General features: G+C 38.6%; 19 protein-coding genes. 13 read left to right on the top strand and 6 right to left on the bottom strand.

Annotated features, from left to right (window positions below; all coding sequences use genetic code 11):
* Nucleotides 1-106: 106 nt before the first annotated feature.
* The 3 genes from ASF86_RS06245 to ASF86_RS06235 all read left to right on the top strand — a co-directional run bounded on the left by ASF86_RS06245 (nucleotide 107) and on the right by ASF86_RS06235 (nucleotide 6,560).
* The gene (locus ASF86_RS06245) at nucleotides 107-2,197 is read left to right on the top strand and encodes a TonB-dependent receptor (protein ID WP_056480530.1); all 2,091 of its coding nucleotides are present in this window, start codon (nucleotides 107-109) and stop codon (nucleotides 2,195-2,197) included.
* A gap of 251 nt (nucleotides 2,198-2,448) precedes the next feature.
* Nucleotides 2,449-5,388, top strand: a complete 2,940-nt coding sequence (locus ASF86_RS06240) for an insulinase family protein (protein ID WP_056480529.1) — start codon at nucleotides 2,449-2,451, stop codon at nucleotides 5,386-5,388.
* Nucleotides 5,389-5,408: 20 nt separating this feature from the next.
* Nucleotides 5,409-6,560: a phospholipase A gene (locus tag ASF86_RS06235; protein ID WP_004643060.1), complete on the top strand. Its 1,152-nt coding sequence runs from the start codon at nucleotides 5,409-5,411 to the stop codon at nucleotides 6,558-6,560.
* A gap of 42 nt (nucleotides 6,561-6,602) precedes the next feature.
* Here the strand turns inward: ASF86_RS06235 and ASF86_RS06230 are convergent, their stop codons facing one another.
* The 3 genes from ASF86_RS06230 to ilvA all read right to left on the bottom strand — a co-directional run bounded on the left by ASF86_RS06230 (nucleotide 6,603) and on the right by ilvA (nucleotide 10,290).
* The gene (locus ASF86_RS06230) at nucleotides 6,603-7,940 is read right to left on the bottom strand and encodes a TrkH family potassium uptake protein (protein ID WP_056480528.1); all 1,338 of its coding nucleotides are present in this window, start codon (nucleotides 7,938-7,940) and stop codon (nucleotides 6,603-6,605) included.
* 17 nt (nucleotides 7,941-7,957) lie between these two features.
* A complete protein-coding gene (locus ASF86_RS06225; protein ID WP_056480527.1) occupies nucleotides 7,958-8,608 on the bottom strand; it encodes a potassium channel family protein in 651 nt (216 codons plus the stop codon).
* Nucleotides 8,609-8,742: 134 nt separating this feature from the next.
* On the bottom strand, nucleotides 8,743-10,290 hold the full coding sequence (gene ilvA / locus ASF86_RS06220) for a threonine ammonia-lyase, biosynthetic (RefSeq protein ID WP_171061263.1): 1,548 nt from the start codon (nucleotides 10,288-10,290) through the stop codon (nucleotides 8,743-8,745).
* A gap of 101 nt (nucleotides 10,291-10,391) precedes the next feature.
* On the opposite strand from ilvA, the gene rpiA reads away from it, so the two are divergent.
* Together rpiA and ASF86_RS06210 are read left to right on the top strand one after the other, a co-directional pair.
* Nucleotides 10,392-11,063: a ribose-5-phosphate isomerase RpiA gene (rpiA, locus tag ASF86_RS06215; protein ID WP_003652085.1), complete on the top strand. Its 672-nt coding sequence runs from the start codon at nucleotides 10,392-10,394 to the stop codon at nucleotides 11,061-11,063.
* Nucleotides 11,063-11,743, top strand: a complete 681-nt coding sequence (locus ASF86_RS06210; protein WP_056480526.1) for a SprT family zinc-dependent metalloprotease — start codon at nucleotides 11,063-11,065, stop codon at nucleotides 11,741-11,743. The genes rpiA and ASF86_RS06210 overlap by 1 nt, the downstream gene beginning before the upstream one ends.
* On the opposite strand, the gene ASF86_RS06205 is transcribed toward ASF86_RS06210, so the two are convergent.
* Nucleotides 11,740-13,257: a hypothetical protein gene (locus tag ASF86_RS06205; RefSeq protein WP_056480523.1), complete on the bottom strand. Its 1,518-nt coding sequence runs from the start codon at nucleotides 13,255-13,257 to the stop codon at nucleotides 11,740-11,742. The two genes, ASF86_RS06210 and ASF86_RS06205, sit on opposite strands and share 4 nt — an antisense overlap.
* A 182-nt stretch (nucleotides 13,258-13,439) precedes the next feature.
* On the opposite strand from ASF86_RS06205, the gene argC reads away from it, so the two are divergent.
* From argC to ASF86_RS06175, 6 genes are all read left to right on the top strand, one after another.
* Nucleotides 13,440-14,495 (top strand): N-acetyl-gamma-glutamyl-phosphate reductase, encoded by a 1,056-nt coding sequence (gene argC, locus ASF86_RS06200; RefSeq protein ID WP_081407566.1) that lies wholly within the window; start codon nucleotides 13,440-13,442, stop codon nucleotides 14,493-14,495.
* 75 nt (nucleotides 14,496-14,570) lie between these two features.
* Nucleotides 14,571-15,329: a DUF6776 family protein gene (locus tag ASF86_RS06195; protein WP_081407565.1), complete on the top strand. Its 759-nt coding sequence runs from the start codon at nucleotides 14,571-14,573 to the stop codon at nucleotides 15,327-15,329.
* Between the two features lie 9 nt (nucleotides 15,330-15,338).
* On the top strand, nucleotides 15,339-15,752 hold the full coding sequence (gene clpS, locus ASF86_RS06190; protein ID WP_056480517.1) for an ATP-dependent Clp protease adapter ClpS: 414 nt from the start codon (nucleotides 15,339-15,341) through the stop codon (nucleotides 15,750-15,752).
* 9 nt (nucleotides 15,753-15,761) lie between these two features.
* Nucleotides 15,762-18,038, top strand: coding sequence for an ATP-dependent Clp protease ATP-binding subunit ClpA (clpA, locus tag ASF86_RS06185; RefSeq protein WP_003652076.1), 2,277 nt, complete (start codon nucleotides 15,762-15,764; stop codon nucleotides 18,036-18,038).
* Nucleotides 18,039-18,041: 3 nt separating this feature from the next.
* Entirely contained in the window at nucleotides 18,042-18,404 is a 363-nt protein-coding gene (locus ASF86_RS06180; protein ID WP_056480515.1) for a YnfA family protein, read from the top strand.
* A gap of 423 nt (nucleotides 18,405-18,827) precedes the next feature.
* On the top strand, nucleotides 18,828-19,883 hold the full coding sequence (locus tag ASF86_RS06175; RefSeq protein ID WP_005040106.1) for a 3-deoxy-7-phosphoheptulonate synthase: 1,056 nt from the start codon (nucleotides 18,828-18,830) through the stop codon (nucleotides 19,881-19,883).
* Nucleotides 19,884-19,931: 48 nt separating this feature from the next.
* Here ASF86_RS06175 and ASF86_RS06170 read toward each other — a convergent pair whose 3' ends face one another.
* Nucleotides 19,932-20,849: an alpha/beta fold hydrolase gene (locus ASF86_RS06170; protein ID WP_004643050.1), complete on the bottom strand. Its 918-nt coding sequence runs from the start codon at nucleotides 20,847-20,849 to the stop codon at nucleotides 19,932-19,934.
* Nucleotides 20,850-20,851: 2 nt separating this feature from the next.
* The gene (locus tag ASF86_RS06165) at nucleotides 20,852-21,412 is read right to left on the bottom strand and encodes a PadR family transcriptional regulator (RefSeq protein WP_004643048.1); all 561 of its coding nucleotides are present in this window, start codon (nucleotides 21,410-21,412) and stop codon (nucleotides 20,852-20,854) included.
* Between the two features lie 134 nt (nucleotides 21,413-21,546).
* On the opposite strand from ASF86_RS06165, the gene ASF86_RS06160 reads away from it, so the two are divergent.
* Together ASF86_RS06160 and ASF86_RS06155 are read left to right on the top strand one after the other, a co-directional pair.
* Nucleotides 21,547-23,571: an NADPH-dependent 2,4-dienoyl-CoA reductase gene (locus ASF86_RS06160; RefSeq protein WP_056480509.1), complete on the top strand. Its 2,025-nt coding sequence runs from the start codon at nucleotides 21,547-21,549 to the stop codon at nucleotides 23,569-23,571.
* A 70-nt stretch (nucleotides 23,572-23,641) separates the two neighbouring features.
* Nucleotides 23,642-24,049, top strand: coding sequence for a nuclear transport factor 2 family protein (locus tag ASF86_RS06155; protein WP_056481767.1), 408 nt, complete (start codon nucleotides 23,642-23,644; stop codon nucleotides 24,047-24,049).
* The last annotated feature ends 29 nt before the right edge of the window (nucleotides 24,050-24,078 follow it).

Genomic DNA, 24,078 nt, shown 5'->3' with positions numbered 1-24,078 from the left:
TCATATTTTTAATAAATATTATCAATTAATAATGATTCTTGCTAATATTTACAAATACACTGTATTTAATTGAAACTTCGCATGAAATTTTTCGTAGCGAACTTACATGAAGCGTTCTATTTTATTTATTTCATCAGTTGGGGTGATGGCAAGCCATGTATATGCCGTAGAGGCAGAGCAACAGGCTGTAACCAACCTTCCAACAATTTCAGTAAAAGCTGAGAAGGAAAAAAGCTTAAAACAAGAAGTGGGACAAGCATCGAGTGCAACTAAAGGACTTGTGCAGTTAAAAGATGTTCCTCAAATCGTAAATGTGGTGCCTAAACAAGTTTTAAGAGAGCAGACTGTGACCTCTATGCAAGGTGCCTTGCAAAACGTTGCTGGTTTGAGCTTTAGTGTGGGGGATGGGCAACGTGATCAGGTCATGATTCGTGGTTTTTCTGCAATTACAGATAACTATGTAGATGGTATTCGTGATGATGCCTTGTATTTTCGAGATATGTCGAATGTTGAGCGTATCGAAGTATTAAAAGGGCCAGCTTCTGTATTATATGGACGTGGTTCTGCTGGTGGGTTAGTCAATAAAATTAATAAAAAACCAATGGATGAATCTTTGCGTGAAGTCAGTCTTATTGGTGGCACAACAGGTCAACGCCGTGCAGAAGTCGATGTGAATGAAAAAGTAGCAGAGAATGTTAAGGTTCGTTTAACTGGCGCAGTTGAAGATTCAGATGGTTATCGTGATCAGGCCTTTTTAAAACGCCAAGCGGTTGCTCCATCTTTACAATGGGATATTTCAGACAAGACGAAGCTTTTAATTCAGGCTGACTATTTGCATGATGACCGTTTAGCAGATCAAGGTTTTCCGACAGATCCAATTACAGGTAAACCAGTTAAAACAAACCCTAAAACTTTTTATGGTGCATTAAACGGTAAAGAAGTTGGTGATGTTGATACTGAAATCTCAAGCCAAACCATAAGCTTAGACCATGAGTTTAATGATAATTTAAAATATCATGGTGCAGTTCGTCACTATAACTATTCATTAGACCGTCAATACAGTGTTGATTCACATCAAAAATTGCCAGCTAATCAAATTCAATTGACTCAAAATAAACGTCTGCGTAATGAAGATGGCGTCTATGTTCAGCAAGAATTAAGTAGTTTATTTAGTACGGGGTTTTTAAAGCATAATACTTTGATTGGTGCAGAGTACAGTAAGCAGCACAAAGATGAACTCGTGTGGAGCAAAGCTCGTCAAATTACAAATATATTTAACCCAGAGCTTGAAAATTGGGCTCCACTAGATACAAGTGTAGCTGCGGAAACTAATAATAGTAATACATTTGAAAACTATGGCATCTATTTACAAGATTTAATGACAGTTACAGATCAGCTGAAAGTTTTAGTTGGTTTACGTTACGATAATTTATCGCAAGATCGTAATAATAAAGTGAAATCTCAAATATTAAATAGAACTGATAACACTTATTCTCCACGAATCGGGGTGGTTTATCAGCCTTTAAGTAATATTTCCTTCTATACTTCTTATAACCGATCTTTCCAGCCTTTAGCTGATTCATTTGTTTTATATAAAAATAGTGATGATTTAAGCCCAACAAAAACTGAAAATGTTGAAGTTGGTGCAAAGTGGGATGTAAATGATCAATTGAATGTGACATTGGCTTTATTTGAAATGAGCCAAACGAATATTCAAAACCAAGATCCAGCAAACCCAAATCAAGCATTGTTAGCAGGTGAGCAAAAAACCAAGGGTGTTGAGCTTTCTTTAACAGGTCAATTGACTGATCAATTGTCAGTATTGGCAGGTTATTCTTATATGGATGGTAAGATTGAAAAATCGGCTATTGGACTGACAGGCAATCATTCTGCGCTTACCCCAAATAACACTGCAAACTTATGGTTGAAATATCAACTTAATGATCATTGGTATGCGGCTGTTGGTGGACGTGGTGAATCATCACGTTTTAGTGCTCCAGATAACAAGAATGTTTTACCAGGTTATGCTGTTGTAAATGCAGCAGTAGGCTATCAAAGTGAACATTATGATGTGAACCTGAACTTAAATAATCTATTTGATCGCGATTACTTTGTTTCAGGTCATAGTAACGCAAATGATTCAAACATGATGGGCGATCCATTAAATGCTCAAATTGCACTTCGTTATCGTTTTTAAGTAAAAGTTTTTCTAAAAGCTCATCGATTTGATGGGCTTTTTTATTTATTGGGTAATATATAAATAGAATTAAAAGCTTTTGTTCTGGTAGGATAAAACGTTCATGGCTATGTGCTTGATATCAAAGCCCTGCCAATGAGAACTAATACTCAACAAAAACATAGTATTTTACTTGGCTTTTGTTCGCCAATCTAAAGCTGACTCAGGCTATAATGAGACTTATTCACTTATCCGATATGTTAGGAGATCACATGACTGTAGATGTCACTGAAACCATTTCTCAAACTGTTCACCCTGCGTTTCAGTTGCTACGTCAGCACCATGTAGAAGCATTAGATATTTTAGTGTCTGAATATAAGCATAAAGTTACAGGTGCTGTGCATTATCACTTGGCAACTGACTATGATGAAAATGTATTTCTTGTTGCTTTTAGAACACAACCTATGGACTCTAAAGGCACGGCACATATTTTAGAACATACCGCTTTGTGTGGATCTGAAAAGTTTCCGGTACGTGATCCGTTCTTTTTAATGATTCGCCGTTCTTTAAATACGTTCATGAACGCATTTACAGCAGCAGATTGGACTGCGTATCCATTTGCTACTCAAAACAAAAAAGATTTCCAAAACTTACTTTCTGTTTATCTTGATGCGGCGTTTGCCGCTAATTTGAATCCACTTGATTTTGCTCAAGAAGGTATTCGTATTGAACTTGAAAATGGACAACCTGTTTATAAAGGTGTGGTCTTTAATGAAATGAAGGGTGCCATGAGTGCGCCGTCTGACCAACTTTATCACCAGTTGGCTCATCATTTATTTCCTGAAACGACCTACCATTACAATTCAGGTGGCGATCCGAAAGATATTCCTGATTTAACATATGAGCAGTTAGTCGAGTTTTATAAGACTCATTACCATCCAAGTAATGCGGTGTTTATGACTTTCGGGAATCAAACAGCTTATGAGTTACAAGAGCAATTTGAAAAACTAGCTCTAAATAAGTTTTCTGCGGGTACAACTCTATATTCTAAGCCTGAAAAACGTTTAGCTGCACCAATTGAAGTAACAGAAAATTATGGCGTTGATAGTGATGATTTAAAAGATAAAACTTATCATGTCTTATCTTGGTTATTACCTGAAGCAAACGATGTTAAATTGCGTTTGGGAATGCGTTTAGTTGAAGGAATTTTATTAGAAAATTCAGCTTCACCACTGCGCCATTACCTAGAAACGTGTGGATATGCTCAATCAACCGGTCCATTAATGGGTGTAGACGACAGTAATTTTGAAATGACTTTCTATTGTGGTGTTCAAGGTTCAAATCCTGAACATGCTGAAAGCTTTAGAGATGGTGTTTTAAATATTTTAAGTGATGTCGCTGCTAAACCAATTGATAGCGATTTAGTCGATGCAATTTTACATCAAATTGAATTACATCAACGTGAAATTAATGGTGATGGTACACCATATGGTTTAAGTCTAATTTTAAATGGCTTAAGCGGTGCGATTCACCACAATGACCCAATTCAAATTTGGGACGTTGACAGCGCAATTGCACAAGTTAAAGAAGAATTGAAAGACCCAATGTGGTTATCAAATCTGATTCAAACACATTTGCTAGATAACCCTCATCGCGTACAGATGACTCTAGTTCCAGACCCAACAAAATCTGTAAAAGAGCAAGAGGCAGAAAAAGCACGTTTAGCTGCTATTGGTGAAAAACTAACAGATGCTGATAAGGCTGAAATTATTGCTAATACCAAGGCTTTAGAGGAGCGTCAGGATACTCCAGATAACCTTGAACTATTACCAAAAGTAGGCTTGGAAGATGTACCTGCTGACTTGCATATTGTGCAGGGTCAATTGCGCGAGATTCTTTGCAATCGCATGGATACACCGTTGAATTTGTATCATGCTGGTACGAATGGCATTTACTATCAACAAGTACTTATTCAAATTCCTGAAGATATTGTAATGTCACCTTATTTCAATTTGCTTTCTATCTTGATGGGCGAAGTGGGCGCAGGTGAGTATGACTATCTTGAGCTGCAAAACTTACAAACAGCTGTAAGTGGTGGTTTAGGAATGGGGGCTTCTTTACGTAGTAAAGTCGATGATAAAGATAAAATTAGTGCTTGGTTAACGTTAACGACTAAATCGTTGACTCAAAAAAATGATGCGATTCATTTATTAAAGTTAGCATTTGAACAGCTTCGTTTTGACGAGAAAGAGCGCATTATTGAGTTATTGCAACAACGTAAAACACGTTGGCAGTCTCGTTTGTCTGGAGCAGGTCATAGTTATGCAATGCAAATTGCATCACGTAATATGAGTGCCTTGGCTCAACGAGATTATCAAAACACTGGTTTAGGTGCATTAAACTGGTTGGGTGAGCTTGTTACTAAAATTACCCAAGATGATGCAGCTTATGATGAGCTAATTTCAGAGTTAAAGCGTATTCATCGTAAATTATTGCAAGCGCCTAAACAGTTCTTGCTTGTATGTGAAGAACATCAGTCTGAACGTTTGGTTGAAGAAATCCAAAATGTTTGGGATAAACTAAATGTTGATGCAACAGCAACAGAGTTAACCCACGTAGAACAAGCAAATGATAATAATCATGAAGCATGGTTAATTCAGGCAAATGTTCAGTTCTGTGCTTCTGCTTATCAGGCTGTCGATGTATCGCATCCAGATGCGGCTCCCTTAATGGTATTGGCAGCTTATTTACGTAATGGGTTCTTACACAGTGCCATTCGTGAAAAAGGCGGTGCTTATGGTGGCGGAGCAAGTTATGATGGGAATGCATGTTCATTCCGTTTCTATAGTTACCGTGACCCACGTTTAGCAGAAACATTTAAAGACTTTGAAGCAAGTGTGCAATGGTTATTAAATGCGGAACAACAGCCTCATCAGCTTGAAGAAGCGATTCTTGGACTTGTTGCAAGTATGGATAAACCAGGTTCACCAGCGGGTGAGGCGATTACTGCATGTTATGCATTGTTGCATGCAAGAACACCAACTTTCCGCCGTACCTTACGTGAACGCTTGCTGCATGTAACATTAGAGGATTTACAACGTGTTGCTCGTCAATATTTGGTTGAGCAAACTCCTGTAAAAGCTGTAGTTGCGCCATTTGCAAAACGCGATGAATTGCAGCAATTAGGTTTTACCACTCAACAAGTTAATTAAAATAAAAATTGGAGATGAACATGGCGTTCAGACAATTTGAACGCACACCTTTACAGCTAAGCATGGGAATCGTGCTTAGCTGTTTATGTGCGTCTGTGACATATGCTGATACTTTGGCACCTGTAACCCCTGCGACAGTAGATGCATGTGTTGCTCTTGCTTCGAATGCCGATCGTCTGGCTTGTTATGACTCTGTATTTAAACCAGCAGCTTTACCAGTTATTCAAGCTGCGGCTGTACCAGAGCCTGTTAAAAAAATTGATGCACCTGCTGTTCCACCTGAAACCTTTAAAGAGAAGGTGGTAGATACAGTGAGTAATATCAAAATAATTGGTAAAGCACCAAAACTTCAACCTACTACTTCTTTACTAGATCAACGTTGGGAGTTGTCTGAAGAGAGTAAACTAGGGGTTTGGAATATTCGTGCTTATCAACCTGTCTATTTGTTACCAGTATTCTGGACCAGCGACAAAAATGAATTACCTACTAGCCCAAATCCAAACAACGTAGAGCATACAGCTCAAAACCTGAAATCAATGGAAAGTAAATTTCAGATTTCTTTAAAAACCAAAGCTTGGGAAAATATTTTTGGCAACAATGGCGATTTGTGGGTAGGTTATACACAATCTTCACGTTGGCAGACATTCAATGCTGAAGAGTCGCGTCCTTTCCGCGAAACGAATTATGAACCTGAAGCAAGTTTAATGTTTAGAACCAACTATGAACTGCTTGGTCTAGATGGTCGTTTACTTGGGGTTACTTTAAACCACCAATCAAATGGTCGTTCAGATCCATTATCTCGTAGCTGGAACCGCGTAATCTTTAATGTGGGATTAGAGCGCGGTAACTTTGCTTTAATGCTTCGTCCGTGGGTGCGCATTGAAGAAGACAGCAAAGATGATAATAACCCTGATATGGAAAATTACATCGGTCGTGGGGATTTAACAGCATTTTATAAGTGGAAGGAAAATGACTTCTCTTTAATGCTGCGTCACTCTTTAAAAGGTGGTGATGATTCTCATGGTGCTGTTCAATTTGATTGGGCTTTTCCAATCAGTGGCAAACTGCGTGGACACTTCCAGCTGTTTAATGGTTACGGTGAAAGTTTAATTGACTATAACCATCGAGCAACTTACGCGGGCTTGGGTGTTTCACTCATGAATTGGTACTAAGTCTTTACTTGTAAAAATGCCGCTTTTATAGCGGCATTTTTATTATCCAATTTGAATATTGGCTTGAGGGTGCTTGAGTCGACTTTTTTTCGGAGTGGCAATTAAATAAGCCAGTGTTAATGGGCCGAGTCGCCCAGCAAACATCAACAAACTTAAAATGAACAAACTACCATTATGTAGCTCAGGCGTGATTCCACGAGAAAGCCCCACAGTACAAGCTGCTGAAACAACCTCAAACAGCAAGTTCATAAAGTCTGCTTTAGGTTCTAAAAGCAAAATAATAAAGAATCCCATGAAAATGAGTATGCTTGTAATTGCAGTTACAGCTAAAGCTTTATAAGTGGTTTCATGTGCGACTGAATGATTAAATATTCGAATTTCATCTGTGCGCCGTAAAAATGAAATAACACTGAGCACTAAAATTACAAAGGTTCCAACTTTAATTCCACCTGCTGTACTGAGTGAACCACCACCAATAAACATAAGCAACATCATGACTAAGGAACTGCTGTTGGTCATTGAACCTGTATCAATGGTATTAAAACCTGAAGATCTCGGAACAGTGGCTTGAAACCAAGCATTTAATGCTTGATCACCAATACTGAGCATTCCTAGGGTATGAGGATTTTGAGCTTCTAAAACCCATATTAAAATAAATGCAATAAGGTTAATAACTGCAATAGTCGTGAGAATAAGCTTGCTATTTGGAGTGAGTTTTTTCCATTTTTTATTTTGTTTAATGTCCATTAAAACCAAAAAGCCAAGGCCACCTAAGGTGTAAAGTATGCTAATGGTTATACAAATCAGGTAGTTACTTTGGAAATTTACTAAGCTATTGGAAAATAATGAAAAACCAGCATTGTTAAATGAAGAAATACTATAAAAAACTGCATAATATAGTCCGCGTGCAAAACCGTAACTCGGTGTAAAAGCAGTGGTGAGAATAATTGTGCCGATGAGCTCAAAAATAAGAGTATAAGTTACAACCCCTTTAGCTACAAAAGTAACTTTCGATAGGCTTGTTTGTCCGAGACTATCTTGTGCCATCATTTGCTGCTTAAGGCCAACTTTAGGTGACAAACTTAGTGCTGCCAAGATGGCAAAAGTCATGAAACCCAAACCACCAGATTGAATCAGCAATAAAATAATAGTTTGCCCGAACAAGGTAAAAGACTCATGAATATTTAAAACAGATAGGCCTGTAATTGTCACCGCCGAGGTTGCTGTAAAGAGCGCATCCATCCAGCTCACATCACCTGTATTGGCAAACGGCAGTTTTAGTAATAAAGTGCCAAAAATAATAAAGCCCATAAACCCCAGTGCTAAGAGTGAAGGAGGGCTTAAATTTAATGTTTTATGGGGCTTGGGATATATAGACATATTCTAGATTTCTTTTCTTACATGAAGCAATTAGAAAGTTTCTTTAACTGCGGTAAATGACCTTCTAAAATAAGAATATCATGAGTTTGCAAGGTGAAATTTTCTTCGGTCTCAAACAAAATTTGCTGCTGTCTTTTTAAGAGCAATGTTTTGACCTGTGGTGCTTGCTGCATAATGCCATATAAGTTAATACCATTAAGTTTTTCTGGAATTTCAATTTTAATAATATAGTGATCATCGTCTAAGGACATATAACGACTAACCATTGGATAGTTCAGAGCTTGAGCAACGCGTACCCCCATATCTTCTTCAGGATGAATAATTTTATTGATATTGAGATGCGACAAAATGGTGTGATGAGCTTTGGTTTTTGCTTTTACCCAAATCTTGTCCATACCTAAATTTTTTAAATTCAGGACACATAAGATACTTGCCTCAATATCTTCACCAATTGCTACAACAACTGCATCACAATTTTGAATATTAAGTTCATCAAGTACATGTTCGTCGGTCGCATCGGCAATGACGGCATGGGTTAAAACGTTGGCAAGATTTTCAACATTCTTTTTTACCGTATCAATGCCAATAACATCATGATTTAATTTTGTGAGCTCTTGAGCAACAGTTGCTCCGAAACTCCCTAAGCCAATGACTGCAAACTGTGCCATGTTGGTCCTTGTTTCCTGATTAGACGTTTATTTTTAAGGATATTTTCTTTGAGATAAAGAGAGGCAATGTAAATATTAAAATAATTATATGAATAAGCCGACAAATTTGTCGGCTTATTCATCAAAATCAAAGATTATTTTAAGAAACGTTTGTAGCCGACATTATTCGTAATTTCTGCATACGGATAGCTAATCTGCTCAAGAGTTTCAATTAATCCATCTGGATTTTGTTTCGCATCGGTCGCTTGTAAGCCGACTAATACACGTCCTTCTGCCGCACCGTGGTTACGGTAATGGAACAACGTAATATTATGGGTTGGGCCTAAACGAGTTAAGAAGGTTAAGAGGGCACCTGGACGTTCAGGGAACTCAACGCGGAACAATCTTTCATCGTCCAGATTTGCATGACCGCCAATCAAATAACGAATGTGTAATTTGGCAACCTCATCATCAGATAGATCATCTACCACATAATTTTGTTGCTTCAATTGTTCTAAAATTTCATGGCGCTCAGCGTCGCCGCCTTTTAAGCTAATGCCAACAAAGACTTGCGCTTCTTCTGTGTTGTTTGCTCGGTAGTTAAACTCGGTAATATTACGGCCTTGTAAAGCGCGACAGAAGCCTAAGAATGCACCTTTTTCTTCTGGTAGTGTCACCGCATAAATGGCTTCACGCTGTTCACCTAACTCGGTACGCTCAGCAATATAACGTAGACGGTCAAAATTCATGTTGGCGCCACATACAATCGACACAATGTTTTTATTGCTGATTTTATGTTCGGTAATATATTTTTTGATACCAGCAAGGGCCATCGCACCTGAAGGTTCAACAATGCTGCGATTTTCGTCAAAGGTATCTTTAATTGCCGCACAGATTTCATCTGTATTTACAGTCACAATCGCTGGGTCAACAATTGGACCAGAATTATCAGACTTACGCAGACGAATAATATCAAATGGTAAAGCACCAATTTGTGCAACGGCAGTACCATCTGCAAACAAGCCTACATGTGGCAAGATTACGCGTTCATTTGCTTCTAAGGCTGCTTTTAAGCACGCAGATTCTTCATATTCAACGCCAATAATTTTCACGTGAGGTGCAACTTCACCAAGGTAAGCTGCTACGCCTGAAATAAGACCACCACCACCTACAGCAACAAACACATATTCTACATCACGCCATTGACGTAATATTTCATTTGCAATAGTACCTTGACCAGCAATGACAAGTTCGTCGTCATAAGGTGGAATAAATACAAGGCCTTCAACTTCGGCACGTTGTTGAGCATATTTATTTGCTATATCAAAACTATCGCCATGTAACACAACTTGACCACCCAAGCGTTTAACTGCTTGAACTTTAATGTCCGGAGTCGTGCTTGGCATGACAATAATCGCTGGAATTCCTAAACGTTGACCTGATAATGCTACGCCTTGAGCATGGTTACCAGCAGATGCACAAATTACCCCACGTTCGAGTTGTTCTTTAGGTAATTGGCTAATACGGTTATAGGCACCGCGTAATTTAAAAGAAAAAACAGGCTGTAAATCTTCACGTTTAAAACGAATAATATTATTTAATTTTTGACTAATTCGTGGAGCTGCTTCGAGAGGTGTTTCAATTGCAACATCATAAACCGTTGCTTGTAAAATTTGTCGTACCACACGAGACAGCATGTTCATCTTCCCTATAACAGTTTAAAATAGGAAGTTATTGTAGCAAACCCCTGTGCATTTGCGCCGATTATTGGTGCATAAATGTCAAAAAATAGTTGAGTGATGTCATGAGTCTATACGCAACCCAAGATGAAAAGAAACAAGCTGCTGCGAAAGCTGCTTTAAAACACTTACCCAAAGGTGGCATTTTGGGGGTGGGGACTGGAAGTACAGTAAACTTTCTAATTGATTTATTGCCTGAATTACAGTTAGAAGCTGCTGTGGCAAGTTCTCAGGCAACTGCTGATCGTCTTAAAAAATTAGGTATCGAAGTTGTAGATATGAACCATGTTGGTGGTTTAGATGCCTATGTTGATGGTGCAGATGAAATTGACCGCCATATGCATATGATTAAAGGCGGTGGTGCTGCATTAACACGTGAAAAAATTGTTGCTTCAATTGCTAAGAAATTTGTTTGTATTGTTGATGATTCAAAGTGGGTTGATCAACTTGGCCGTGATTTCCCACTCCCTGTAGAAGTTATTCCAATGGCCCGTTCGGCAGTTGCTCGTAAACTAGTCGCTTTAGGTGGTGATCCAGTTTATCGCGAAGGGGTCGTAACAGATAACGGTAATGTGATTTTGGATGTATTTAATCTTAATATTTTAAATGCGATTGATGTAGAAAAAACCATTAATAACATTCCAGGTGTTGTGACTAATGGTATTTTCGCTTTAAATCCAGCAACGATTGCAATTGTAGCAACAAATAATGGTATTGAAGAGCGCACAGCACAGTAATGTCTGCAAAAATGCCAGAAATTAAAATTGTTCGACACGTAAGGGCAAGAAAATTGCGCTTACGTGTCGAGCCAGCTTCAATACGCCTGACAGTTCCTTTGTTTTGCAGTAAGAATCAAATTCAGCTTTTTTTAGCACAATCTGAGCAATGGTTGATCGAAACGTGGAATAAGCAACAACACGTTCAATCTAATTCGCTTGAAATTCCCTCAGAAATTTATTTTTTTAATAAAGAGCAACCATTTCAAGTTGTTGTTCAAAAGCAACATCGTGTTTTTCAATTTGATTGGGAAAATAACTGTCTATTTATTAAAGATACGCAGCCATATTTGGCATTACAAAGTGCAGTAATTTCTTATGCAAAACAAGAATTACCCAAGCTTTTAAAAGATCTGAGTGGGCAAACCCGTCTAAATTACAGCGAATGTTCAATCCGCCGTCCCAAAACTCGTTGGGGGAGCTGTAGTAGTCAGCATAATATTATGCTACATGCAGGTTTGGTGCTCATGCCACAAGAGATTGCTCGCTATGTCGCTATTCATGAGTTAGCGCATACTAAACATTTTGATCATAGCCCTGCATTTTGGGCAGAAGTTGAAAAATACGATCCATATTTTCAAAGACACCGCAGACAACTTAAATCAAATTCGTTGCCTGCATGGTGGTATGTCTCAAATTAACTAAAACTACATTCTAATTGTGGTGTTTGTAAGTTATCTGGTGCTTTTCGGCTATCTAGACCTGCTTTGGCACTCACGATTTTATTTGCTTTAATCGATAATTGTATAAAGTTGTATTGCTGCGTTGAGTTGTTTGGTTCGGCTGAACTTGAGTTGAGTAAATAACTTGAACTTGCAGCATCTGTTTGCAATAAATTATCTGTACTATCCGCACTTAAAGCAGAGCGATAAGTCTGTGATCCTTTAATAAGTTCGATTTGACCATTCGCACGGAAATTAAGTTGGCAACCTGTTGCAGTGTCTTCATAGTGACCTACTAAATAGTCTGTAGCTGGTAGTTTGGGGTCGGAAAGATTAATGCTAGTCAAACCTTGTTTACAAGGATATATAGAGCCGTTACAGGTTGCTGTAATACCACTAAAACCTACAGCACGACGATAATCACCAGCCCCATCTGTACGGAAAAAGTCAGTTGTATTTCCGATAGGTACGACCCCTGAATATTGTTTCTTATCCAGTAGATTATAACTCGTCTGATCTAAACTCTGGCTATTTGCCAATTTTAAAGTAGCGGCTTTTAAATGGGTTGCAAAATTATCGCGTGTAGCTTTTTGATTAGCTGCGATATCTAACAGTGTATTTTTGACTGGATCAATATTATCTGGAGCAGAATTGAAAATAGGGGTGAATGATGTTTGATCGCCATGAAGTTTTTTCCCATCTAAAAAACCATCTTTCAAATCGGTTGCTAAACTTTTAATAAGTTCTTGGTATGTGGTTGCTCCGCTATGAATTGTTGACCAATATTGTAAGTATCCAAAGCTAAGATAGCTATCCACATATGTACTAGGTTTTTTGGTTGAGTACTGCAATGAAGTTAAAGTAGTGACGAGGGAGTTGGCTGGACTTAAACTTGGAATGTCGGCATCTTTGAACGCATTAAGAAGAGATCTATAAACGTCTTGAGAAGCTAAATCCACATGTAATTGCTCAATGCTGGTTGGGTCAATCGTATCTTGAGGGAGTTGTCCCGAGCGTATCACAGCGCGTTGGTAAATCGCTTCACTGCTTGGACTTATGAATAGAGTTCTGCCACTTACACTGTTCGGTGTAATAAACGCATGATAAATACCAGAGAAATTTTGGTATGTTGAAGTAATTGGATCAAATACTTGAGATGAATTTTGAGTCGTAATTTCTACACGATATAAACGATTCAATTTAGCGGTAGGAATTTTGACATTAACGCTGTTTAAACTTGCAATTGAAGTATCTAATAAAACAGAGTTAGTGGTGTTGTCATATACTTTTAGTTGGATATTACGCATTTCTACAGGAGATTTAAGAGTAACATCAGTCGTTGCCTCTGGAGTAGGATCAACGGGTGTTGGAGTGCTTGGTGAGTTGCCACTACTACTGCCTCCACCTCCGCAACCTACAAGTGCAGCACTTAAAATTAATGTGCTCAAGCCAAGGTAAGTGTGTAATTTTGTTTCTTTTGATTGATGAAGCATCCTAGCTCTCCAATTAAATCTGGTATTTATTTGCTGATATTTGTTTAGTTATGACAGTTCAATAAGTTCTATCTAATTGTCGCTAAAATTAAAAAAATTAAAATTACCAAGCATGAAATGGTTTTGTAAGCTTGGACATCCTGTCATACTACTGCGCAAGTATAGATTCAAAAATTGAGGTAATGCACGTGATTTCTGTCGGAATTGTTGGTGGAACGGGTTATACAGGCGTTGAACTATTACGTATTTTATTACGACATCCTAAAGCGCAGGTTCGAGTTCTTACTTCACGTACAGAAGCGGGCAAACCAGTTGCAGATATGTTCCCTAATTTACGTGGACATACTGATCTTCAATTTTCAGATTTAAATATTGATGATTTAAAAAAGTGTGATGTTGTGTTTTTTGCTACACCGCATGGTGTTGCGATGCAGCATGCAAAAGAATTAATTGCGGCTGGCACTAAAGTTATTGATTTGGCTGCTGATTTTCGTTTGCAAAATCTTGAGCAGTTTGAGAAATGGTATGGCATGGAACATGCTTGCCCAGACGTTCTGGAAAACTCAGTATATGGTTTGGCTGAATTAAACCGCGAAAAAATTAAACAGGCGCAAGTTATTGGTAACCCAGGTTGCTATCCGACTACAGTTCAATTAGGTTTGGCGCCACTTTTGAAATCAGCGCAAGCATTGATTGAAACAAAAAATATTATTATTGATGCGAAGTCAGGTGTTTCTGGTGCTGGTCGTAAAGCAAGCTTAGGCATGATCTATAGTGAAAATGCCGATAACTTCAAGGCTTATGGCGTTGCGGGTCACCGTCACCATCCGGAAATTGTTGAAGCATTGGAAAATATTTCTGGGCAAAAAGGTGGCTTTGAAGGGCTCTTGTTTGTTCCTCATTTAGTTCCAATGATTCGCGGTATGCTCAGCACAATTTATGTCGATTTGACAGAAGCTGGAAAACAAACGGATATTCAGGCATTGTATGAGCACTTTTATGCAAATGAAAAATTTGTTGATGTGATGCCTGCTAATAGTTCGCCTGAAACACGTAGTGTGCGCGGTGCGAATGAGCTTCGTATTGCTTTATATAAGCCGCAGCCGAATAAGCTTATTATTCTTGCGGTACAAGATAACCTTGTGAAGGGTGCATCTGGTCAAGCTGTACAAAATATGAACCTTATGTTCGGCTTTGATGAAGATGAAGGCTTACAAGGGATTGGTTTATTACCATAAAAAACTCTTTTTTGCTTCACACACATTTAAATTTCGATTTAAATGTGTGTCTTGACTCTGATCTTAAACACTGAGATGACGATGCAAAACTCTGGACAGACGACTTCGGCAGAAAGTTCGTTGCAAAAGAAAAAATTTTTAAATACCAATAAACCTTTGTTTATTGGTGCGGCTATTTTAATGAGTGGTTGTCTTGCGCTTGGCTATACAATTGGGCACCGTCAAGGTCTAACTGTTGTAGGTTACGATGCAGATGCAGAGCAATTGGTTGAAGTGGTGCAAAAGCAAAAAACAGCTTTAGATGCAGTTAATAAAAGCCTGAACGCTGCAGTACAAGAGCGTGATGTTGCTGTAACAAATGCAAATGATCTGTTTGAAGCCCTTAACCAGGCCAATGCTGATAAAACGCAGCAAGAAGGTATGAGTAATATCTACCGTGATATCTTGAGGCAGCGCGGTGGCTTAAGCTTAACGATTCAAAATTTGGCGATTAAACCTCTGCCTGAAAATGCTTATGAATATCAGTTGGATTTAGTACAGGTGAGCCCAAGCAAGCGCCGTGCTTCAGGATCGATTGAGATAAGACTCATTAAAGATACAGAAGTTTTGGTTGTACCACTTGAAGCTAAAAACTTTAACTTTACTGATTTTGAGCGTTTAACAGGTCGTTGGACGATGCCTAAAGGTTTTACACCTCAATTTATTGAGGTACGTTTAACAGGCGGTTCTGATATACCAGTTATTAAACGTTTTAGTTGGCAGCGCGGTAAACCTGTCGAAACATCTTCTGCTTTTGTGGCAGAAATTCCTCAAGCTGAAGCAAATTCACAATAGTAACATCCTATGCGAACAAATAAGCGTCAAACAAACTTAAAAGATATCAAGGCTTCTTTTCAGCAGTCTGGTTATGTCGATTGGCACTTCCATCCACGCTTAAGTGATTCGCAAAACGAAGATCATGACGGAGAGGTTGTTGTACAAACAGCACCTCCTGAACTCAAGCGTCCGCCGTCATATGCAGTCGTCTTAATGAATGACGATTACACGCCAATGGACTTTGTAATTGAAATTTTACAACAATACTTTGCAATGAATCTTGACCAAGCAACTCAAGTAATGCTAACAGTACACTATGAAGGTAAAGGTATTGCTGGGGTATATCCAAGAGACATCGCGGAAACCAAAGCAAACCTTGTTAATAATTACGCTCGATCGCAAGGTCATCCATTACTTTGCCAGATTGAGCCTAAAGCATAAGGGGGTTACATGCTCAGTCGTCAATTAGAAGTATCATTACGTTTGGCTGTTAGCATGGCTCGTCAAAAGAGACATGAGTTTCTTACAGTTGAACACTTATTATTAGCACTACTCGACAACGATTCGGCCGTGAATGCATTAAAAGCATGTGGGGCTGATATAGTTTCTTTACGTAAAGAATTAGAAGAATATGTAGAACAACATACTCCTAAGCTTGGCGAAAATAGCGAGCAGGCGCCTCATCCAACAGAAAGTTTCGACCGCATTTTGCAACGTGCTATTTTCCATGTGCAATCAAGTGGCGGCGATCGTACTGTTGAAGGTGCGGATGTTTTGGTCGCAATGTATTCAGAGCGTGATTCTTTTGCTGTGTATTTGCTTAAACGTCATCAAATCAATCGATTGACACTGACTCAATACTTGTCTCATGGGACACGTAAAGATGAAGTGCAAGTTGAAGAAGAAGTTGAAGATATTGAGGGTGAAACGAGTACGGGTAATGCAGGGCCATTAGAGCTTTATACGCTGAACTTAAATGTTGAAGCGCAAAAAGGCAAAACTGATCCACTTATTGGTCGTGAAAAAGAAATTGAGCGTACAGCACAAATTCTGTGCCGCCGTCGCAAAAATAATCCATTACTCGTAGGTGATCCGGGCGTTGGTAAAACCTCGATTGCTGAAGGTTTGGCATGGTTAATTGTGAATGGTAAGGCGCCTAAACCTTTGAGTCAGGCTGAAGTTTATAGTTTAGATATTGGTGCATTAGTTGCTGGGACCAAATATCGAGGTGACTTTGAAAAACGTTTAAAACAATTGCTTAATGCTTTGAAGAAAAATCCAAATGCGATTTTATTCATTGATGAAATTCATATGATCATTGGCGCGGGCTCAAGTATGGGCAGCACAATGGATGCTTCAAATCTCATCAAGCCAGCTTTGGCAAATGGTACTTTGCGTTGTATTGGTTCAACGACGTTCCAAGAATATCGTCAGGTTTTTGAAAAAGACCATGCGTTATCACGTCGTTTCCAGAAAATTGATGTCAATGAGCCAAGTATTTCTGAAACAATTGATATTTTACGTGGCTTAAAATCTAAATTTGAAGATTTTCACCACGTACAATATGACGATAAAGCATTGGTATCAGCTGTAGAGCTTTCTGCTAAATTCATTAATGATCGTTTCTTGCCAGATAAGGCAATTGATGTGATTGACGAAGCTGGTGCTCAGCGTCGTTTGAAGGCTGAAAGTGATGATAGTTTGATTACGGTAGAGAATATCGAAGATATCGTTTCTAAGATCGCTCGTATTCCACCAAAAACTGTTTCTAAAGATGATAAGTCAGTGCTTGAAAATCTTGAGCGTGATTTAAAACGTGTTGTGTTTGGTCAGGATGAAGCGATTACAGCGTTAGGCTCAGCGATCAAGTTATCTCGTGCTGGATTGAAATCACCAGATAAGCCAGTAGGTAGTTTTGTTTTTGCTGGTCCAACAGGTGTGGGTAAAACTGAAGTCACTAAACAGCTGGCGAAGTTGTTAGGTGTTGAGCTGGTGCGTTTCGATATGTCTGAATATATGGAACGTCATGCGGTTTCACGTTTGATTGGTGCACCTCCGGGTTATGTGGGTTATGACCAAGGTGGGCTTTTAACTGATGCGATCCATAAGAATCCGCACTGTGTTTTATTGCTAGATGAAATTGAGAAAGCACATCCAGATGTGTTCAATCTCTTGCTGCAAATCATGGATCATGGTGCTTTAACGGATAACAACGGACGTAAGTCAGACTTTAGAAACGTTATTATTGTCCTGACTACGAATGTGGGAGCAGAGAGTATTTCTCGCGCGAGTATTGGTTTTACTGAACAAGATCATAGTTCTGATAACCAAGAAGCAATGAAACGTGCTTTCTCACCAGAGTTCCGTAACCGTCTAGATAGTGTTATTCAATTCAAGTCATTACCAACAACTGTTATTGAGTCTGTAGTTGATAAATTCTTGACAGAGTTACAAGCTCAACTGGATGACAAACAAGTTGTACTTGATGTCGATCAAAGTGCTCGTGATTGGTTGGCAACAAACGGTTATGACCGCTTGATGGGTGCGCGTCCAATGCAACGCCTCATTCAAGAACACTTGAAGAAACCATTAGCTGAAATGATTTTGTTTGGCGAACTGGCAGATCATGGTGGTAATGTGGCTGTATCAGTGAAAAATGAAGATGGCAAAGCTGTCGGCTTAAAACTTGAAGTGTTTGAAGATCATCATACGGCAGAACCAGCATAACTCATGTTAATTGATAGTCTTGCTATAACCCGAATACTGAGTGTATTCGGGTTATTTATTATTACAGCAATTGCTGAAATTCTTGGTTGTTATTTCCCTTATCTGATTTTAAGAGAAGGCAAGTCTGCTTGGCTGTGGCTACCTACAGCTTTAAGTCTGGCTGTCTTTGTATGGCTGCTGAACCTACATCCAGCGGCTTCAGGGCGCATTTATGCTGCGTATGGCGGTATTTATATTTTTACTGCGTTAATGTGGCTGCGTTTTGTGGATCAGGTAGGATTAACAAGATGGGATATACTGGGTGGTCTAATCGTGCTTTGTGGAGCTGGCTTAATTATTTTACAACCTCAAGGGCTGATTCGTTAATACAATGAGTGAATCAAATCTTAAGCGTGAAAATAAGAGGTTTTTTTCAAAAAAAGACTTGTCAAAGCCCTCAACAATGCGTATTTTAGATTTAAGGAACATTTTTTTATATTTGAGATAAAGATGTTAAATCTATCTGTGAACACTAACGCATATTATTATTTTTGGCAATTTAGATAGTTGCCTGAGCGTATTCGGGCATGAGAAAGTTGCCCATCACAGTTAATACCTGATCGGCAACCCCGATCAGGTTTTTTTATGCTTTATCTTTTTGACTTGAGGAACTTAAAATGAACAACATGACTTATTCATACTTTAGCAACTTTTATTGGTTTTACTTTTGCTTGCCTTTACCAACGAATAGATCCAAAACGCTCAAATAAATGATCGGACTGAATAGATTGCAGTCCCAAGGAAAAACCAATGAATGCCCTAAATACTTTATTGACACAAAGCAATACAAAAGAAACTCCAGTTAGTTTACCTGTCCAGTTAAAAGCAAAATATCCGCTTGCACACTCTTTCGTGCGTCAAATTGCCGAACATCGTCAAACTATTCAAAATATTCTTATTGGCAAAGATCATCGGTTAATGGTAATTACAGGGCCTTGTTCCATTCATGATCCGGTTGCAGTACTTGAATACGCTGAAAGATTGCAAAAATTACAAGAAAAAGTAAAAGATCAGATTTTTATTGTGATGCGTGCATACATTGAAAAACCACGTACAACTGTGGGTTGGAAGGGTTTCATGTATGATCCAAATTTAGATGGTTCATCAAATTTACAACTTGGTTTAGAGAAGTCTCGCGAACTTTACTTACAAATTATTGAAAAGGGTTTGCCAATTGCGAGTGAAATTTTAAGTCCAATGGCAACTGGTTATTTTGATGATTTATTGGCTTGGGGGGCAATTGGTGCTCGTACAAGTGAGTCTCAAATTCATCGTGAAATCTCAAGCCACATGCCATACAGTATTGGTTTTAAGAATGGTACTGATGGCTCAATTCAGATTGCATTAGATGCGATTCAGTCAGCACAAAATGAACATCAATTTTTAGGAATGAATCAACAAGGCTTACCTTCAGTGATTCAGAGCGCTGGTAATCCCTTACCACACTTGATTTTGCGCGGAGCGAATCATGGGCCAAATTATGATTTAGCTTCAATTCAGGCGATACGAGAAAAACACAAACAAAATCTTCCTGCATTGGTGATTGACTGTAGTCATGGCAATAGCAGTAAAGATCCGTTACGTCAGCCAGAAGTTTTACAGCAAATCGTTGCTGAACGTTTAAAAACACAAGTAAAAGGCGTCATGATTGAAAGTCATTTGGTTGATGGTAGCCAAAAGATTTCTTGTGATATGACTTATGGGCAGTCAGTAACTGATGGTTGCTTGGGATGGGAAAAAACAGAGCGACTTTTGTTAAGTGTTTCAGAGCAATTAAAAGTAAAAGAGTTAGCTCATTCAGCTTAATGACTTACACATTTAAAAAGGGATCTGCGAACAGATCCCTTTATTTTTTTAAGAAGCATGTTTTAATTCTGATAAAAATGTTGTGATTTCATGGCCAAATTTTTTCGGCTCGGTCAATAAAGGTGTATGGCCTGAGCGCTCAAAATATATTGCTTTTGCATGCTCGACACTCTGTGCAATAAGTGTCTGCCCAGTTTCTGGATAAAGCGTCGAATTACGACCAATAAAGAAAGTTGTTGGACACTCTAATTGCTGGATAGCTTCACGATAATCTTCATTGTGATAAAGATAATTTTCGACATACCAAAATAAATAATCTAAACGCTGAATAGGTAATAAATATTTTTGTAGAAACGGTTGTTTTAGCGCTGTTTTAAAAACTAAAGGGCTAAATGGATTGCTACTTTGCAAATCAATAAAATCTACCCAAAGGCGAACCAATTCCTGTCGATCTGGAAGTGATAATTCATAAAGATATTTGGCATTTTTGTGCTTTGATAATAATTGATAGATATCATTTAGTAATTGTTTGAACTGAGTATGATGAGAACCAAATAAACCATATTCCCATGTTGAATCTACAGATATTTTGGGTGTTTGGTCGATATGTAAATATGCTTTTAGTTGCTGTGCGAGGTGAGCATGTTTCATACCATGCATGGCCGTTGTGGCACCCATCGAATAACCCATCAAGATAAAGTTATCGAGTTTTAATTGTTCTATTAAATGAGCAACGTCTTGCCAATGGCTTGATATCGCATCTTGCTCAGGTATTGCACAGTTTTTTGAACCGCCAAAACCACGCCAATCTGGAATAATAAACTCATAATCTTTACGGTTTGCATAAATAAAAGGTAGCCATTGCCAACTTTGCATACCAAGACCAGATAAAACCAAAACTGGTTCACCACGACCAACACGTCGTACAAATAAATTTTCCCGATCGGGCATGGTGTAATATGGCATGGCTATTCTCCGGATACGCTATCTTGGGCAAAGCGTTTTAATTGAGGGATGACTTGTTCCAACCATTTGATCCATTCACTTTCCATTGTAATTCCAAGTTCTAAGATCATTTTATGGATGTATAACACACGGTCATTTAGATCATTGCTATCTTTAAAATCTTTGTCATAAATACTTTGATAAAGTTTCAGCTTTTCCTGATGTAGACCAAGGTGTCGTAACAGCTCAGGTAATATCTGATTATTGCTCAATTGTGCTTCAGCACGCAATCTAACCATTAAATCATCTCGAAGCTGCGCAGGTTCACTTTGTTGCGTCATCCATGAAGCTAACTCAATACGCCCCAGTTGTTCAACTTGATAGGTCTTTTTTCGACTATTTTCCATTTCATTTTCTAACGTTGAAACCCAACCTTTTTTGAGCATGTTATTGAGTTCACGATAAATTTGCTGGTGTGTGGCATTCCAGAAAAAGCCCATTGAACGGTCAAAGCGGCGGGCAAGTTCGAACCCTGTGCTTGGTCGTTCAAGCAAGCTGGTCAATAAAACATGAGGAAGTGACATGGCAATCCGTTTGTAAGCAAAAGTAAAGTGTGACTGATGAGATTATGCAACATGTTGCATAAAAGTCAAAATTTGATTATAAATTAATGCAACAAGTTGCATTAGCAAGCTAATTGCTAGCCTAAGGAGAAAATATGTCAGCTTATCCACATTTATTAAAGCCACTTGATTTAGGCTTTACTACTTTAAAAAACCGTGTGCTTATGGGGTCTATGCATATTGGGTTAGAAGAAGCACCGCAGGGATATGAGCGTATGGCAGCATTTTATGCTGAGCGCGCAAAAGGTGATGTTGGATTGATCGTAACTGGCGGTGTTTCTCCAAATGATGATGGTGTTGTATTTAGCCACGGTACTAAACTAGATACAGTTGAAGAAGCTGAAAAACATAAAGTGATTACCCAAGCTGTGCATGAAGCTGGCGGAAAAATTGCTATGCAGATTTTACATACTGGGCGCTATTCTTATCAGGCAAATAACGTTGCGCCTTCAGCAATTCAAGCGCCAATTAACCCGATTAAGCCTAAAGCTTTAAGTTCTGCCGAAGTAGAACAGACCATTGATGACTTTGCAAACTGTGCCAAACTTGCTCAGTATGCTGGTTATGATGGCGTAGAAATTATGGGCTCTGAAGGTTATTTAATTAATGAGTTTATTGCTGCACGTACTAACCATCGTGATGATGAATGGGGTGGTAGTTACGAAAACCGTATTCGTTTCCCCATTGAAATTGTAAAACGTACGCGTACTTTGGTTGGTGAAAATTTTATTATTATTTATCGTCTATCGATGCTTGATTTAGTTGAAGGTGGTTCAAGTTTTAATGAAGTAATTCAGCTTGCAAAAGAAATTGAAAAAGCAGGCGCAACTATTATTAATACAGGCATTGGTTGGCATGAAGCACGTATTCCAACCATTGCAACGAAAGTACCTCGTGCTGCATTTACGTGGGTCACTGAAAAACTCAAAGGTGAAGTATCTATTCCTTTGATTACTTCCAACCGAATTAATACGCCTGAAATGGCTGAACATGTGTTGGCTTCGGGTCATGCCGATATGGTGTCCATGGCGCGTCCAATGTTAGCTGATGCTGAGTTTGTTTTAAAAGCAAGCCAAGGTCGTAGCGATGAAATTAATACATGTATTGGGTGTAACCAAGCGTGTTTAGATCATATTTTTTCAATGAAAATCGCAACGTGTTTAGTGAATCCTCGCGCATGTTATGAAACTGAACTTATCTTTAAAGAAGCACAGATTCAAAAGAATATTGCTGTTATTGGTGCGGGTCCGGCAGGTTTAAGTTTTGCAGTATATGCAGCTGATCGCGGGCATAAAGTCAAAGTTTTTGAGGCAAGTCATCAAATTGGTGGTCAGTTTAATATTGCAAAGACTGTTCCTGGAAAAGAAGAGTTTTACGAAACCTTACGCTACTTTGGCCGTCAAATTGAATTGCGACCAAATATTGAGCTTGTATTAAATCATAAAGCAACTTATGAAGAGTTGAGCCAAGCAAATTTTGATGAAATTGTGGTTGCAACAGGTGTAACTCCTCGTCAATTACAATTTGAAGGTATTGATCATCCTAAAGTATTGAGCTACATACAAGTTCTAAGAGAGCGTGTTCCTGTGGGGCAGCGTGTAGCTATTATTGGGGCGGGTGGTATTGGTTTTGATACGGCGGAATATCTTACTCACGAAGGTGAAAGTGGCAGCTTAAACCCAGAAAAGTTCTATGCTGAATGGGGAATTGATACTCAATATGAGCATGTTGGCGGATTAAAGCAGCCAAAAGTTGAAGATTCAGAACGGGAAATTTATTTACTGCAACGTAAAGCCGCTGCTGTAGGGGCTGGTTTAGGTAAAACTACTGGCTGGATTCACCGTACAGGTCTGAAAAATCGTCAAGTCAAAATGCTTGCCGGGGTTCAATACGACAAAGTTGATGATCAAGGTCTTCATATAACAGTAGATGGAAAACCGAGTGTACTTGAAGTTGATCATGTTGTGATTTGTGCGGGCCAAGAATCTTTCACTGCAATGTATGAGCAATTAAAAGAAGACGGAAAAAATGTTCATTTAATTGGTGGAGCTAAAGAAGCCGGAGAGCTAGATGCAAAACGCGCTATACGACAAGGTGCTGAGTTAGCAGCGACACTATAAATCTATATGGGCATTTCTTTGAAAAGGAAATGCCCATAATTTCATTAAGTAAATTATGGGAAAAATAACAATGGCACTTGAAACAACAAAACAGTCTTTAGAAAAATGGCATCACATGATTCAGGCAGGTAACTTGTTCGATCTAAATGATTTATTAGCCGATGAAGTCATTTTCCGTTCTCCTGTTGCCCATAAACCTTATGAAGGAAGGCAAGTCGTTTTCTTCATTCTGAGCAATGTTATTCAGGTATTCCAAGACTTTACTTATCATCGTGAGTTTTATACGGAAGATGGCGAAAATGTGGTACTTGAGTTCAGTGCAAATGTAAGCGGCAAGTCATTAAAAGGTATTGATATGATACGTTTTAATGAGCAAGGCAAAATTATTGATTTTGAGGTAATGATTCGTCCAATGAGTGGGTTAGCTGCACTAGCTGAACAAATGGGTATAAGAATTGCCAAGTTTCAACCGCAATAATTTTAGCAAATAGCCTAAGTAATATTGTT

The organism is Acinetobacter sp. Leaf130 (assembly GCF_001423205.1).
In the GTDB taxonomy this organism is placed as follows: Bacteria; Pseudomonadota; Gammaproteobacteria; order Pseudomonadales; family Moraxellaceae; genus Acinetobacter; species Acinetobacter calcoaceticus.
This window is presented reverse-complemented; position numbering and strand designations above follow the sequence as displayed.

What these genes read in the sequence shown, in the direction of transcription:
- ASF86_RS06245 (WP_056480530.1), top strand. Translation starts at nt 107, where the DNA reads ATGAAGCGTTCTATTTTATTTATTTCATCAGTTGGGGTGATGGCAAGC.
- ASF86_RS06240 (WP_056480529.1), top strand. Translation starts at nt 2,449, where the DNA reads ATGACTGTAGATGTCACTGAAACCATTTCTCAAACTGTTCACCCTGCG.
- ASF86_RS06235 (WP_004643060.1), top strand. Translation starts at nt 5,409, where the DNA reads ATGGCGTTCAGACAATTTGAACGCACACCTTTACAGCTAAGCATGGGA.
- ASF86_RS06230 (WP_056480528.1), bottom strand. Translation starts at nt 7,940, where the DNA reads ATGTCTATATATCCCAAGCCCCATAAAACATTAAATTTAAGCCCTCCT.
- ASF86_RS06225 (WP_056480527.1), bottom strand. Translation starts at nt 8,608, where the DNA reads ATGGCACAGTTTGCAGTCATTGGCTTAGGGAGTTTCGGAGCAACTGTT.
- ilvA (WP_171061263.1), bottom strand. Translation starts at nt 10,290, where the DNA reads ATGAACATGCTGTCTCGTGTGGTACGACAAATTTTACAAGCAACGGTT.
- rpiA (WP_003652085.1), top strand. Translation starts at nt 10,392, where the DNA reads ATGAGTCTATACGCAACCCAAGATGAAAAGAAACAAGCTGCTGCGAAA.
- ASF86_RS06210 (WP_056480526.1), top strand. Translation starts at nt 11,063, where the DNA reads ATGTCTGCAAAAATGCCAGAAATTAAAATTGTTCGACACGTAAGGGCA.
- ASF86_RS06205 (WP_056480523.1), bottom strand. Translation starts at nt 13,257, where the DNA reads ATGCTTCATCAATCAAAAGAAACAAAATTACACACTTACCTTGGCTTG.
- argC (WP_081407566.1), top strand. Translation starts at nt 13,440, where the DNA reads ATGCACGTGATTTCTGTCGGAATTGTTGGTGGAACGGGTTATACAGGC.
- ASF86_RS06195 (WP_081407565.1), top strand. Translation starts at nt 14,571, where the DNA reads ATGACGATGCAAAACTCTGGACAGACGACTTCGGCAGAAAGTTCGTTG.
- clpS (WP_056480517.1), top strand. Translation starts at nt 15,339, where the DNA reads ATGCGAACAAATAAGCGTCAAACAAACTTAAAAGATATCAAGGCTTCT.
- clpA (WP_003652076.1), top strand. Translation starts at nt 15,762, where the DNA reads ATGCTCAGTCGTCAATTAGAAGTATCATTACGTTTGGCTGTTAGCATG.
- ASF86_RS06180 (WP_056480515.1), top strand. Translation starts at nt 18,042, where the DNA reads ATGTTAATTGATAGTCTTGCTATAACCCGAATACTGAGTGTATTCGGG.
- ASF86_RS06175 (WP_005040106.1), top strand. Translation starts at nt 18,828, where the DNA reads ATGAATGCCCTAAATACTTTATTGACACAAAGCAATACAAAAGAAACT.
- ASF86_RS06170 (WP_004643050.1), bottom strand. Translation starts at nt 20,849, where the DNA reads ATGCCATATTACACCATGCCCGATCGGGAAAATTTATTTGTACGACGT.
- ASF86_RS06165 (WP_004643048.1), bottom strand. Translation starts at nt 21,412, where the DNA reads ATGTCACTTCCTCATGTTTTATTGACCAGCTTGCTTGAACGACCAAGC.
- ASF86_RS06160 (WP_056480509.1), top strand. Translation starts at nt 21,547, where the DNA reads ATGTCAGCTTATCCACATTTATTAAAGCCACTTGATTTAGGCTTTACT.
- ASF86_RS06155 (WP_056481767.1), top strand. Translation starts at nt 23,642, where the DNA reads ATGGCACTTGAAACAACAAAACAGTCTTTAGAAAAATGGCATCACATG.